The organism is Acidobacteriaceae bacterium, from assembly GCA_035944135.1.
GTDB lineage: Bacteria > Acidobacteriota > Terriglobia > Terriglobales > Acidobacteriaceae > Granulicella.
On record DASZBM010000002.1, the window covers coordinates 22,995 to 36,554 of the forward strand.

The following is a 13,560-nucleotide window of genomic DNA, read 5'->3' on the forward strand; positions in this document are numbered from 1 at the left end:
CCTACAGGAGCGAGTCTCGCTTGTCGTTCAAAGTATTGCGGATAACCTATTGATTATAAAAGGGAATTATAAACTTCGCTTTCGGGGCGTTGCAGCCCCCGCAGTGTTACTGGTGCGAGGGGCGCAGCCGCAGCATAACTACTCCGTGGCTTGGTACCACTGCGGTATAGCTTTCGTGCAGGACGCCGATCTTGCTGTGCGTCCACAGGTCTTCCGCTTCCGCGTCGCCGTGAATTCCGAGATCTGTGAGGTTGAGGATCATGTGAGTTGCGGATGTGAGTTGATTGAAGAGGCCTACTGCCACTGCGCCACCGCTCAGCGGACGTGCCCACACCTCAAGTGGTCCTTGCTGCGACACGCGCTCGCCAGCCTTGCCGAGAGGATCCTGATCCACCGCAATGACATCACGATTCAGCAGAATGCTCTTCGTCTGCGCTGACATATCCGTGAGATCGTTGCCTGCCATCAACGGGGCAGCCAGCAGTGCCCATAAGCTGAAGTGCGACTTCTGTTCGTCAAAGGTCATTCCACTGTTTCCGACTTCGAGAAAGTCGGGATCATTCCAATGGCCGCGGCCGGCAAAGCGTGAGAGGCCGGATTGGCGGTCCGCGATAGACATCATGCGCTCATAGGTGTCATTGATGTCATTGCTTGTGCGCCACATGTTGCCCCCCACCTGCGGACCCCATTCCCATACCTCGCCAAGTCCGTACTGGCACAAGCTAAAAACCATCGGGCGCCCGGTCTTCAGGATTGCCCGGTGCATTTTGTCGTATGCTGCCCGCATCATTGACTCGGCCTTTGTTACATCGCCGCCGGATTCAATCTGCATGATCATGCGATAGCTGCAGAGGTCGTATTTCAGGTAGTCCACACCCCAGCTCGCAAACATCTGGGCGTCCTGTTCTTCGTGCCCGTAACTTGCCTCGGCGCCTGCGCATGTGACCGGGCCCGGGCCGCTGTACAGACCAAACTTCAGACCTTTGGAATGGATGTAGTCGCCGAGCGCTTTCATGTCTGGAAACGTGGGCAGCGGATGCAGGACGCCGTTTGCGTCGCGCTGCCCCTCCCAACCACCGTCAATGTGCACGTACACGTAGCCCGCGTCGCGCATACCGCTCGCAACCATTGCATCTGCCTGTTCACGGATCAGCTTGTCCGAGATGTTGTGAGCGTAATGGTTCCAGGTGCTCCAACCCATCGGTGGAGTCGCAGCAATGATTGTTGTCGCGGGTGGACTAACCTCAGGTGCACGCTGCGCCGTACTTACTGATCCAGCGCCAAACATCAGTAACAGTGCGCATGCGAAGGCGCGCATCGTTCTTCCCTCCTAAATTCGTTCTTTCAGGCGTGCGACGAAAGCTGCTGGCGTACGAAAGCCATGTTTGCAACTGTGTCTGCGATGCATCGCTCGGGCGAGGCGTGCTCGGTCTCGAAGCAATACCAATGGTTGTAATGGATCACACGAAACTCACGAATCGCTTCCGCCCAGTTGACCTTGGCAGGCTCCTGGTTTAATAAGCGGTCTCCATTCTTGAGGTGAACCTCGCCAATATAGTTGCGAAGAGTCAGGATGCCAGACAGCGACGAACCAGGATGATAGGTTTCGACATTTGTTGCGTCGAAGTAGACGCGGAACGCCGGATGGTTCACCATCTCGATCAGCTTGCGATCATGCTCCGGAAGCAGGGAAGTCTCCACACAAAGCTTTGTGTGCGCGTCTGCTGCCCGCGGCGCCATCCTGCGAAATAACTCCACGACCGGACCGTACGACTTCGGGTCACTCATGTCCGGACAATTTTCCTTGAACATGACGACAAGGATGACACCGGCTTCGAGTGTGGCAGCGGTGCGGATCGCATTGTTGATCGCACGCTCAGCTACCGCGCCGGCGAAGATGTTTTCGCCGTGTTGCCAGATGCCGGCGATCGATGGCGTGAGCATTCCGTTGTCGCGTGCCTGCAGTTTCAATTCGCGTGCGCGGTCACCCTGGGAGATGTCCTCACCCTGCCAGAACATCTGCAGTTGCACACCCGACAGCCCCGGAATCTTCGCCGCAAACTCAAACACATTCTGACCAGGCGGTAGCGGCATTTGCGCCTGGCGATGCGCGAACCGCGGCCCCTCAGGACGAGACGGTTGTGCGCTGACTGCAGTGGCCGCCAAAGATGCGGCGAGGAATTCCCGGCGATTCACGCTCACACTCCAAAGATCCTATGAATGTAAGCACGATCAGGACCCACGGCGGCGCTGTCGGCCGTCTTGCCGCCGCCTTCTTCATCGATCAGCCAGCCGTGCCATCCTGTGCTGCGGATGGCGGCGGCAAGATACTCAAAGCCGAAGTCACCCTGGCCCAGAGGTACTTGTTCTGTTTTGTTCCTGAAGGTCTTCAGGTGGCATCCGACGAGTCGGCGGGGATTTCGGCGGAGAAACTCGGCAGGATCACCTCCGCCCTGATAGGCGTGCCCTGCATCCATAAGGAAGCTGACCAGTTCTGGGTTCGTGCGGTCCGCGAGTCCTTGCATCTCGGCATTGTGGTTGGCGAACTCCGGCATGTGGTTGTGGTAGGCCAGAGTTATCCCATGCGCCTTGCATATCTTTCCGTAGCGTTCGAGATGCGCCGCCTTCTCCGCCAGCGCGTCGGGCGTAAATACGCCTGCAGGAGAGAGCCCTGCGGCACTCATGACGATATTGCGACAGCCGAGCGCAGCACCTCCCGCGCAGATCGCGTCCAAACTACTATCAGCTTCATTCATGGACATGTGCATCCCGATAAACTCGAGCCCCGTGGCCTGAATCTTCTTGTGGGCCTCGGCTGGATTCGCAAATTGGCTTTGCACCAGATGGTTGTTGCACTCGAATCCGGCATATCCCAGTGAGGCGATCGTCCTCAAGACCGGCAGCAGCGCTTCAAAGTCGCCGGTACGCGTCACAAATCCATTCGCTTGGCAGCCGACTCGCGGCTTCAGGGCTTGCGCCATTGACCTCCACGTGAGGCTTGCTGCAGCCGCTGTACCGAGGAATGTTCTGCGATTGAGCTTGTGCATATTGACCGGGTGTCTCTCCTGAACATTCTGCAATGTGAGAGTCGGCACCCTGGAAAGAGTGCCGACTTCGATTGAGCGCTGACCGCTGGCTAGAAGATGATCTTCGCGCCGAACTGGAAGACGCGCGGCAGGCCTAGGCTGTCCAAACCGGTGCTGCTCGGTGTCGCGGTGATCTGCCCGAACGTTCCGGAGTTCACGGCTGAGGTTGGATTTGCAAAGTTTGGATGATTGAAGAGATTGAAGCACTCTGCCCGGAACTGCCCATGCACACGTGCCTCTGGGAAGAAGTTTTTGAACAGCGAAGCATCCACTTCTTCGTAGCCGGGGCCCGTGAGGTTGTTGCGGTGGACACTTCCAAAGGTGCCCAGCGCTGCTGGTTGGAACGCTGCAGTATTGAACCACTCCTTGTGGAAGTCCACTCCCGATGGGCGCGCTGGGCTCACGCCCGGGACAGGATCGGCAAAATCGTTGCCCACGCCGGACAGCGAACGATCCGTTCCGCTGGTGACCGTAAAGGGAAGGCCGCTTTGACCTTGCCAGATCAGGTTTGCTTCATAGCCGTTAACCACCTCAGAAAAGAATCCGTTCCCGACCGGGATCTTTTCCTCAACATAGTTGACTGAAATGTTGGTGCGGAACTTCTGATTGAAGTCGGCTGGACCATAGGCGGCACTCAGGTTGAATGGGTTGTTCGGACCGGCGCTACCCTCATTTCCGCCCGACGCATTATCCATGTCCTTCGACCAGACGAAGTTTGCCATGACCTTAAAGCCATGCGAGACGCGGCGAGTCAGTGTCGTCTGTAGAGAGTTGAACTCTGCATACTCGTAGGCGTCGGCGAACTCGACTGCGCCCAAACCCGGAAATAACCGTCGTGCATTCTCGTTACCGGTAGTGCAGGTGGAGCATGTCGAGTTGTTGAAGTTTGAGCATGGTGCACCAGCGGCGCACACTGCAGGATTGAACTGACGCGAACTCATAATGTGTTCGGCGTGGTTGCCAACGTAAGCGACAGTCGCGGAAAAGCCTGCCGGAAGCCTCTGGTCGATGGTGAGGTTGTAGGCCTGCGTGTACTCCACGTGCGACGCCGGGTTGAGCACACCGCCCGAGACCGGCAGCAGGAACGAATACGTAGAAAACTGGCTCGGCGTTACGTGGGCGCGCGGGAACGGGTCCCCGCCCGGGTAATTGTTGTAGGTGTTGTCCCACGTTCCGCCAGGGTTGTTCCCGCCCGGTGCCGAGATGTTCAGGTAAAGATCCACCGGCTGCATTGCGTCCGTGCGCTGATAAAGCAAACCTTCGGGGAAGCCATAAAAGAGGCCGTAAGCTCCGCGGACCACTGTGTTCGCCTTGCCTCCGATGTTGTATGCGAATCCGATGCGTGGGGCAAAGTCCTTCCAGTCCTGCCGGTAGATCGAGGCAGACACGCCAGGATCCCCAACGAACTGCATCCCGACTGGCGCATTAGGAGCAATGGTTGATTTGAATCCTGGTTGAAAACCTACGAGCGTACCGTTACGGTCGATCGGCGGAAGCCATGGATCCCAGCGGAGTCCCAGGTTCAGAGTCAACTCTCTGGATACCTTGTAATCATCCTGAAGGTACGCAGCGGGCCGGCTTTCGCGCAGATAAAAGCGGCGACCATTGTCCTGGAAGAATTGGGAATCCAGGCCGAAATAAAAGTCGGACATACCCAGTCCACTACGGCTGCCGTCAAACGTGTTGTCGCCCGGCGTGTAGGAGTAGTCGGTCGCGTTGATCTGGTCATGCTCGAATGTGAACCCGAAGCTGAACTGGTGAGGTCCGTGAATCTTTACTGCCTCTGCGCGATATTCCAGGGAGGTCGGATCCTGTTGCAACGCTCCGCCGGAGAAGATGTTCACAAAGCCGCCTGAGATATTCGAGCGGATGCCCGGAAAAATCGGAACCTGAGTACCCAGCGCCACCTTCGACCCAAGGTCTTGCAGCGATTTCAGTCCTGGGGCCACAGGAATCTGTGTGCGTGCGTAGCGCCCGAAGTCCAGATGGAACATTGCCGTCAGCGTGTTGCTGAACGTTTGCACGTCAGAGAGAACAAGGTTCTGGTTGCGGAAAAGATTGAGAGCGAAGAATCCCAGCGGTGCGGCGAAGGGGCGTTGGAAGTTGTCCTGGTTGTAGAAGTAACGCGCCGTGAAATGGTTGCTCTGCGTGACCTGATGGTCCATGTTCAACACGTACTGCGTGCTATCGATGTTCTTATTCTCAAATGTGATATAGCCGCCGCTAACCGGATCGACGCCAGCCAGGGGAATTGTGTAGGTCTTCGCGACCGCCAGCGAAAGCGGATTCACCGCATCGGTGATGATGTTGTTCGCGTAGGCGGCGCCGGTCACTGGATTTTTGATCTGCTTGCACGCCGAAGTGCCAAGCTTGATCGCTGCAGTGGATGCAGCCGGGCAGGTGCCCCCGCTCGGATAAAATGCCGAAAAGTCTCCGGACATCTCTTTCGCCGTGGGTAGAAAGATCGTCGCGGTTACAGGAGATGAGCGCCTCTGCAGGTCCTCGGCGGAAAAGAAGAAGAAGGTCTTATCTCGCCCGTTATAAATCTTCGGGATGTACAGCGGACCGCCAATGGTTCCGCCGAATTGATTTAGCTTGAAGGGCGGTTTGGCTTGCGGTGGTGGATTGAAATAATTGCGTGCGTTCAGCACTGTATTCCGGATGAACTCGAATGCATCCCCATGCAACGAGTTTGTTCCTGACTTGCTCGAGAGTTGCACCAAGCCACCGGCGCCTCCATATTGCGCCCCGAAGTTTGCGGCTTCTACGGTGAACTCCTTCAAAGCGTCCGGATTCGGCATGATCGGTACGGAGTCAAAGAAGCGGTTCTCGAACACTGCTCCGTCCAGCTGAAAGTTGTTTTCGGTCGCGCGCAGACCGTTCACCACAAGTCCGGTCTGATCCTGCTGTCCACTTTCAGTGCCGACCGTCGTAAGTACGGCGCCAGGAGTGAGTGACGTGAGTTGAAGTGCATTGCGCTGGTTCAGTGGCAGATCCACCATCTGCTGCTGGTCAACCGTGCTGGCCACCTCTGAGGTCGCGGTCTGCACCTGCTGGGTCTCCGTGCCTACCTCGACTGTTTCCACCTGGGTACCGATCTTAAGAGAAACGTCGATACCGATGGTTTGCCCCGTCAGCAATTCGGTTGCGGTGCGCTTCTGGGTCTCAAAGCCATTTTTCGAGATCTGCATCGTGTACGAACCAATGGGTAGATCAGGAAACAAGAAGACGCCGCTGGCGTTCGTCTGCACTGAGCGGCTCTGTCCAGTGCCGACGTTGTTGACGGTCACGGTGGCATCGGGGATGGCAGCATTCGTGGGATCGATCACTGAGCCGGTGATGGTGCCGGTCGACTGTGCCCTCGCGCCGGTCGCGGCGAGGAACAGCACTAATAACGCAAAAAACAGATAGGTGAGTTTACGAGCTTCTTTTCCAAGCGTCATGGCGGAGCGGCATCCTTTCAAGGTCAATCGAGCAGCTGCGGCTTCAGGTTTTATCGTTTTGTACTGTGATTTCTGGGGCCGTAGGGTTACGAAAGGTCTTCAGGAGTTGCAGTCTTGTGAGACCAGTAGGACTTGAGGCACATCTGTACCGGAAGCGTCGCGTCCAAGCCGGCGCTGAGGGGCGCGCTGACGGGCGTTCCAGTGATGATCGCGTCCAGGAAATTCCTGGTGTGCGCCACCTCGAGATCTTGCGTTGACTTAAAGATCACCGGTTCACCTTTGTTGGGCGAGTAGGTGTAACCGGCACGTGTGATGTTCAGCGTTCCGTCCGTTCCTTCAAAGAAGACTGAAGGGTGCTCGTCCCGCAGAGAGAGCACGCTGGACTCAAAGTTCAGATTCCAGCCCTTGTACTGCACGATTGCGCTGACAGTATCAGGGTTCTGGAAATATCCATGCAGATCGTACAGACCACCCAGCGCGGCCGCAGAGACCGGATGCGCGTCGTTCAGCATCCACTGCGCCACGTCCACCCAGTGCGTCAGAATGTCGGCGAGCACACCTGCGCCGTAGTCAGGGAAGGAACGCCATGAGGTATAGCGCGGATACTCATATGGAACCTTGGGCGCGGGTCCAAGGAAGAGCTCCCAATCCAGATCCGCAGGCTTGGACGTATCTGGAAGCTGACGCCGCTGCCAGGGAAAGTTATGCCACACGGCGCGCGCGAGAACCACCTTGCCCAGCTTGCCGGAGTCAAAGAACTCCTGCTTCGCCTGCGCATAATGCGATCCACTGCGCTGTTGCGTACCACATTGCAGAAGCTTTCCACTGCGTTCAAGCGCCTGCTCCAGGCGCATGCGATCGTTCCAGTGGTGAACGGTAGGCTTCTCCAGATACACATGCTTGCCGGCGGAAAGTGCATCGGTCGCAATCATTACGTGCAGGTGATCCGGCGTCGCGATGTAAACCGCGTCGACATCTTTGCGCGCCAGGAGGTCCTGGTAGCGAATTGAGACGGCCGGCTGCGAAAGATGTGCCTGCATCTTCGATTGGTAATTGCGTGTTTGTTCTCCGTAAACATCACAGAGAGCGACAATGCGGACGCGCGGATCCTGCACGAAGCCGTTGCTCACGATAAGCCCACGGCGTCCCAGCCCAATCACACCGAGTCCGACGCGATCGTTCGCGCCCGGCACAGCAGCATACGATCGCGCCGTCATTCCGGCGCTTGAAAGTGTCCCAAGGGCCGCTGCTCCGGCCACAAACTCACGGCGGTTCATCACGCGAATGCCTCTTTCATAGCGCGGTATGCGGGCTCGATGACCTTGGCGCCGTTATGCGACAGGTCTTCTCGCTCCTCTTCGTTCTCGACCCAGCCTTTCCACCCAATCTCCTTGATGGTCGTCGCAACCTCCTTCAGCGGAAACGTGCCGGTACCGAGTGTCACCAGGTGGCCATCCTTGTAGTCCCGCAGATGGAACACTACGATCCGATGCTGATGAGTGCGGATGAACTGTGGCACATTAGCCCCGCCGCGATAAGCGTGCCCCGCATCCAGCACAAAGGAAACGATGCTTGGGTCCGTGCGGGTATAGAGGGCATCAATCTCCCCGATCTTGGATTCGAACTCGGGCCAGTGATTGTGGTATGCGGCCTTTAGGCCCACCGACTTTGCAAAGCTCCCCGCCTTGTTCAGCGCGTCGATCTTGCGTTTCAGCATGTCACTGTCGGAGGCGGGCGCCCCGCTCAGGATAAGGTAGCGGGCGCCAAGGGCCGCACCGCCGCGCGCGACCTCCTCATACAGTGACTCGGGTGCGATGCCGGTCGCGGCGTCGTACATTGGCGTGCTCAAAAAGATGTGGATTCCAACGAAGGTCAGTCCGGACTGTTCAATCCGTTTGCGTGCTGCCCCGGCATTCTTGAACTGTCCATTTACAAACCGGAAGCCGCTCTCGAAGCCCTCGTAGCCGATCCGCTTTACCTCTCCGAGCGCGCCGAGAAACGTCTCAAAGTTCGCTGGATCGATCGGAAATGCGTTGAGCTGCACGCCAAAATGCACGTTCGAACGCGCTCCTTCTTCCTGCGCAAATGCGGAGCAGATTGGTGCCCGACCGAACGCTCCGGCCGCTGTTCCGGCAGCGAGACACTTCACCACCGATCTGCGCGTTAACCCCCGTCCGTTCAGCATTCAGCAACGCTCCGACTAGGCTCTGGATTTTCGGCCGGAGTATAGATACACGGCAACTGCTATGTCAATCGATTGAAATCGATGAAGGGTGGATTTCGTCTGGACGGACTCACCAGGCTCGAGACCACCGCGCACTTGTTGAGTCCTCACGTAGTCGCGCATCATCTCCAGCATTTCTCTCCAGAACCCGGCCAAAGAGCCAAATCAGGTCAGACAGCCGGTTCAGATAGGCAATCGTTTCCGGCTGGACGTCCTCGCCACTTTCCGCCAGCCGAACCGCGCATCTTTCCGCACGGCGGCATACCGTCCTCGCCACCTCAAACGCCGACGAGGGCACCTGCGCCCCGGGCAGTGACCAGTCAGCCAGTATCCCCTCGATCGCTTCTATGCGATGGACTTGTTCTGTGAGGTCTTCCACATCAGCAACGCTCAACACTGCTACGCCTTTTCGGCTCTGCGCGGGTGTCGCAAGCGACGCGCCCACGTTGAATAGCATCCTTTGGATCTTCTCGGTGGCAGTGCGAATGGATTCATCCGGGCAAAGACTACGGGCAAGCCCCAAGGCCGCATTCAGTTCGTCTACCGTTCCATAGGCCTCGACTCGCATATCCGCCTTTGATACACGCGAGCCCCCGATAAGACCTGTCTGCCCGCTGTCTCCCAGTTTCGTCGCAATACTCATGAGCGTCTCCCGCTAATTACTCCAATGGTAATGTGGTTATTCCAACTCCACGCGCGTTGAGCCGAGAGCGTATTCTTGCAACCAGGAGCGAGTACTTGGCTACACAATCGCGCAATACGCGTCAGAAAGCAGCGATTCGGGAGGCATTTCTCCGGGCCGATCGTCCGCTCTCACCTGAAGAAGTTCTAACAACAGCACAGACTGAAGTCGAAGGGTTGAGCATCGCTACCGTGTACCGCAACATCGGTTCGCTGCTCGAGAAGGATTGGCTCACAACCGTCTCAATGCCCGGTGAAGCCTTGCGATACGAGGTTGCAGGCAAGGCGCATCATCATCATTTCCGCTGCAATGGATGTGGGAAGGTCTTCGAACTCCAGGGATGCGATCTCAGCGCTCACCCGAAGCTTCCGCGCGGCTTCCGCGTCACCGGCCATGAATTCTTCCTTTTTGGACGTTGCGCCGATTGTGCCTGATGACTCTCGCTACGACGCCAGTCGTGTAGCAAAAAATATGAGCAAAGCCCCGCCTGCTACAGCCAGCGCCAGGAGAATCCGTGGTGTGCTGTCGGCGCGCAGTTGAGGCAACAACTCGTCGGCTACCATGTGCAGAAAAAAGCCCGCCGTAATCGCGAGTAGCGCAGCCGAGCCAGCCATCGACAGCGGCAGCCATGCGGTTAACAGGCCGCCAGCTAACGGTGCCAGGCTATCTGCGGCCAGCATCAGATAGTCGAAGCGTTCCGGGTTATTACCACGCGTGCTCAACAGGATTGTGTTAACCCCATCGCCGATGTCATGCGCTGCAATTCCTGCCGCAACGATGTAACCCGCCTGCCTCGACGCAGCGTAGGACAACCCGATCGCCATCCCATCCCGGAAGCTGTGCGCAATCAGCAGTCCGCCGCCGATCCGGCCCAATGTACGCGGAGAGTTTTGCAGATTGAGGTGCGCACTCCACGTGTCGAACAGATTCTGTAGCAGCAGAAATGTGACAAATGACAGCAGCACCAAGGCAAATGTTGTCGCTATCCCATGGCCTGCAAGGCGTTGGAGGTTGACCGCCTCCGGCAGGAGATCGAGCAGCGCGGCTCCAAGCAGCAATCCGGTACTCAGCGCTACCAATATCCCCAGCGACGACCGGAGGCGCAGTGCGAGCAGCCCGCCCAGCAGGGTTGAGAAAACCGGCACGATAAGGAGATAAATCGGCAAAGAAGAGATCACTCTCTTCTAAATGATACTAAATTCTCAATAAAGGCACGGCGGTATTGCGGTTGGCCTATGCAGAGTTGACTCACGCTGCGTGCGCTGCGAGCCCTGGTTGCATCTCGGTCGGCGGGCGAAGTATCGTGCGACCGGCGAGCAATGCGCGATACATCTGTTCGTATCCATTCGTCATTCGCTCAGCCGTAAGTTCGCTCGCTCGCAGGAACGCCTGCTGGCGTAACATCGCGAGCTCTCCCGGATTCCGATTCAACTGGTGAAGCACCGCCGAAAGCGATCGTGCTCCACTGAAGTACAAGGCTGCGTCTCCCCAAACCTCTCTCAGAGACGGAATATCGTTTGCTACCACTGCGCATCCGCACAGTGCAGCCTCGAGCGGCGCAAGCCCGAACGGTTCGTAGATTGACGTCGCGATGTAGATACTGCTCCGGGTGAGTAGAGAGACAAGCGCCGGGTCCGATAGAGAGCCCAGCAAAATCGAGTGGCCGAGCTGCTTCGGTGCGACAGCCTTTCCATGGTGTCTCTCGCCTGCCACGTAAATGGGAATCGGCGAATTTACATCCCTCAGCATTCCGACGTTCTTGGCTACATCCCACAACCGCCCAACGGTGACAGCCTGCACTGTCCGCATCTGACCCTGCGGCGCACTCAGGTTTCGGCCATTCGACACCACATAACAGCCTGGAAGCCCATCGTAGTGACGCGCCAGTGCGTTCGCCATCCACTGCGTCGGAGTAGTGACTGCCTCACAAGCGTGCAACCCATGCGTCACGAGCGACCGATACTGTCTCAGCCAGCGCGAGTTCTCAAGCCCGCGAGGACGGCAGGCGTCTGCCCAGCTCAACACATCACTGTGCGCAGTTATCAGCTTCGGAATGTCCAGGCTCATTGCGCCGAAACAGAATTGGTTGGAATGCAGCAGGTCTGGGCGGAAGTGCCTTGCGACGTGGGACAGAACCCCCGCGCCTTGAGTAAACACAAACTCGTTCTTCTCCATCCACTCCAGCGGAGCATTGGAGGCAGTGAATTGAAAATCGTCCCCATGCCTCAAATGGAGTCCGGCACACCATGCCTGTTGCTCGTGTGACGGCTGCCGGCCAAAGCTTACCAGCGCGACTGCATGACCCCGGTTCAGTAGCTCCGTCGTCAACTCTTTTGTAAACGTCCAGACACCGCCAATTGTGTCAGTCGTCAGCAGAATGCGCATGCAAACTCCTTATCTGAAGCGTCCCGTCGCAGAACGCGCGGGAATGCGTATCGAAGACTGCTCTTCGCCGAAAGTCAGGTTCTGTTGTGCGCAAAGGAGGCACCGTGTGTAGACACGCAGCCGAGTCCGGCAGTCGACATCAGTCGTTGCGCGCGACGACCTCATATCCGTAGCACTCACCCCCAGGTGTTCGTGCTGGAAATCGTTACCGCGTCAATGTGTACAAGACACACCGCACCCGGCGCATATGCTGGTAGAAGCTCGAAATGTGGATTTGGTTGCCTGCACTGTTTCGAATTGGTTTCGATCGCCGCTGGGCGGATTAGCCGGATCCTGATACGCTGGCCTCCCATGATCGATGCAGCGGCAGTCATCTCGCATCTTGAAGAGCTTCGCTCACTTACGGCCGACGAGAACGGCGCGCAACGCATTGCCTGGTCTCCCACGTGGCTCCGCGCACGCGCATGGTTCGAGCAGAAGCTCGACGGCCTTCCCGTCGAGCACCATTACGATGCCGCAGCCAATCACTGGATCACACTCCGCGGCGAATCCGAACGCGCTCTCGTCCTCGGCAGCCACCTCGATTCAGTCCCCAACGGCGGTTGGCTGGACGGCTGTCTCGGTGTTATCACCGGTCTCGAAGTCCTCAAGCATCTCGCACGCAAGTACAACAACCGCCCTCCCTGCACGATCAAGCTCGTCGACTGGGCTGATGAAGAAGGCGCGCGATTCGGCCGCAGCCTGTTCGGCTCTTCTGCCTTCGCGGGCACTCAGACTATCGAGGCCGATCGCAAGCGCGCGGATCGCGATGGCACGACCCTCGAAGCCGCGCTCGCCGGTTGCGGCATCTTGGTAGACAACATCGGCGAGGCTGCAGTCGAGCGCAAAAACCTCGCCGCATACCTTGAGCTCCACATCGAGCAGGGGCCCATCCTCGAACGCCTCAACAAGCCTCTCGGCGTGGTCCTCGGCACCAAGGGTGTCGAACGCTGGGCCATCACCTTCCACGGCCAGGAGGCCCATTCGGGCTCAACACCGATGGAGGTTCGCCGCGACGCACTGGCAGCCTGCGCGAAGCTCGCGCTCGAGATTCGACCTATCGCTCGCAAGCATCCGAACTCCGTCGCCACCATGGGCAGCGTCAAAACCTTTCCCGGAATCGTGACCTCTGTCGTCGGCCGTTGCGAGGCCACGCTCGACATGCGCGATCTCAACGCAGAAGTCCTTGCCAGCATGCTTCGCGAAGCTCGCGAGGCTAGCGAACGTTTCGCCGCCGAAGAGCGCTGCACCGTCGAGTGGTCACAGATCTGGTCCATCGAACCCATCCCATTCAACCCTGACCTCATCAAGCTCTGCGATAAAGCAATCTCGGAAACGGTCGGTGTCACCGAACACCTTCCCTCCGGCCCGCTCCACGATGCTGCTGAGGTCGCGCGCCTCGGCATTCCCACCGTCATGATGTTCGTGCAGTCGCTCAATGGGCTCAGTCACAACCGCGCCGAAGATACAAAGCGCGAACACCTTGAGCAAGCTGCCACCGCGATGAATCGCCTCGCTGAGCTCACCATGGATTGGATCCTGCGCCACTAAAGAGTTACGGCCCATGTTCACCATTCGAGTCCAAATGATGCATAATCGTGACTTCCAATCGCCGGGGCTGGGAAACTCCTGAACCTGCAGCCTCGCTGCCCGGTTCTATCGTCTCTCCCCACTCGCCGGCGGGAAGAGGAGTGCACGACG

General features: G+C 57.9%; 11 protein-coding genes. 2 read left to right on the plus strand and 9 right to left on the minus strand.

All coding sequences use genetic code 11. The annotated features are described in order from the left end of the window. Positions 1-106 precede the first annotated feature (106 nt). From VGU25_02770 to VGU25_02800, 7 genes are all read right to left on the minus strand, one after another. Positions 107-1,318 (minus strand): glycoside hydrolase family 27 protein, encoded by a 1,212-nt coding sequence (locus VGU25_02770; protein ID HEV2576112.1) that lies wholly within the window; start codon positions 1,316-1,318, stop codon positions 107-109. 26 nt (positions 1,319-1,344) lie between these two features. Beyond that, on the minus strand, positions 1,345-2,196 hold the full coding sequence (locus tag VGU25_02775) for a TIM barrel protein (GenBank protein HEV2576113.1): 852 nt from the start codon (positions 2,194-2,196) through the stop codon (positions 1,345-1,347). 2 nt (positions 2,197-2,198) lie between these two features. After that, positions 2,199-3,047, minus strand: coding sequence for a sugar phosphate isomerase/epimerase family protein (locus VGU25_02780; GenBank protein HEV2576114.1), 849 nt, complete (start codon positions 3,045-3,047; stop codon positions 2,199-2,201). 89 nt (positions 3,048-3,136) lie between these two features. Beyond that, entirely contained in the window at positions 3,137-6,529 is a 3,393-nt protein-coding gene (locus tag VGU25_02785; protein ID HEV2576115.1) for a carboxypeptidase-like regulatory domain-containing protein, read from the minus strand. Between the two features lie 86 nt (positions 6,530-6,615). Continuing rightward, entirely contained in the window at positions 6,616-7,806 is a 1,191-nt protein-coding gene (locus VGU25_02790) for a Gfo/Idh/MocA family oxidoreductase (GenBank protein HEV2576116.1), read from the minus strand. Continuing rightward, positions 7,806-8,714 carry a sugar phosphate isomerase/epimerase gene (locus VGU25_02795; protein ID HEV2576117.1) on the minus strand — a complete coding sequence of 303 codons (909 nt, stop codon included), beginning with the start codon at positions 8,712-8,714 and terminating at the stop codon, positions 7,806-7,808. The genes VGU25_02790 and VGU25_02795 overlap by 1 nt, the downstream gene beginning before the upstream one ends. Before the next feature lie 109 nt (positions 8,715-8,823). Continuing rightward, on the minus strand, positions 8,824-9,396 hold the full coding sequence (locus tag VGU25_02800; protein ID HEV2576118.1) for a cob(I)yrinic acid a,c-diamide adenosyltransferase: 573 nt from the start codon (positions 9,394-9,396) through the stop codon (positions 8,824-8,826). A gap of 32 nt (positions 9,397-9,428) precedes the next feature. On the opposite strand from VGU25_02800, the gene VGU25_02805 reads away from it, so the two are divergent. Further along, a complete protein-coding gene (locus tag VGU25_02805) occupies positions 9,429-9,869 on the plus strand; it encodes a transcriptional repressor (GenBank protein ID HEV2576119.1) in 441 nt (146 codons plus the stop codon). A 9-nt stretch (positions 9,870-9,878) separates the two neighbouring features. On the opposite strand, the gene VGU25_02810 is transcribed toward VGU25_02805, so the two are convergent. Together VGU25_02810 and VGU25_02815 are read right to left on the minus strand one after the other, a co-directional pair. Then, entirely contained in the window at positions 9,879-10,601 is a 723-nt protein-coding gene (locus tag VGU25_02810; GenBank protein ID HEV2576120.1) for a ZIP family metal transporter, read from the minus strand. An 82-nt stretch (positions 10,602-10,683) separates the two neighbouring features. Next, on the minus strand, positions 10,684-11,820 hold the full coding sequence (locus VGU25_02815; protein HEV2576121.1) for a glycosyltransferase family 4 protein: 1,137 nt from the start codon (positions 11,818-11,820) through the stop codon (positions 10,684-10,686). Between the two features lie 351 nt (positions 11,821-12,171). Here VGU25_02815 and VGU25_02820 point away from each other — a divergent pair, with 351 nt between their 5' ends. Further along, positions 12,172-13,410 carry a Zn-dependent hydrolase gene (locus VGU25_02820; GenBank protein HEV2576122.1) on the plus strand — a complete coding sequence of 413 codons (1,239 nt, stop codon included), beginning with the start codon at positions 12,172-12,174 and terminating at the stop codon, positions 13,408-13,410. Positions 13,411-13,560 lie beyond the last annotated feature (150 nt).

Excerpts from the sequence above, each read along its gene's own strand:
- VGU25_02820 (HEV2576122.1), top strand. The coding sequence starts at position 12,172 with ATGATCGATGCAGCGGCAGTCATCTCGCATCTTGAAGAGCTTCGCTCA.
- VGU25_02815 (HEV2576121.1), bottom strand. The coding sequence starts at position 11,820 with ATGCGCATTCTGCTGACGACTGACACAATTGGCGGTGTCTGGACGTTT.
- VGU25_02790 (HEV2576116.1), bottom strand. The coding sequence starts at position 7,806 with ATGAACCGCCGTGAGTTTGTGGCCGGAGCAGCGGCCCTTGGGACACTT.
- VGU25_02770 (HEV2576112.1), bottom strand. The coding sequence starts at position 1,318 with ATGCGCGCCTTCGCATGCGCACTGTTACTGATGTTTGGCGCTGGATCA.
- VGU25_02795 (HEV2576117.1), bottom strand. The coding sequence starts at position 8,714 with ATGCTGAACGGACGGGGGTTAACGCGCAGATCGGTGGTGAAGTGTCTC.
- VGU25_02800 (HEV2576118.1), bottom strand. The coding sequence starts at position 9,396 with ATGAGTATTGCGACGAAACTGGGAGACAGCGGGCAGACAGGTCTTATC.
- VGU25_02785 (HEV2576115.1), bottom strand. The coding sequence starts at position 6,529 with ATGACGCTTGGAAAAGAAGCTCGTAAACTCACCTATCTGTTTTTTGCG.
- VGU25_02780 (HEV2576114.1), bottom strand. The coding sequence starts at position 3,047 with ATGCACAAGCTCAATCGCAGAACATTCCTCGGTACAGCGGCTGCAGCA.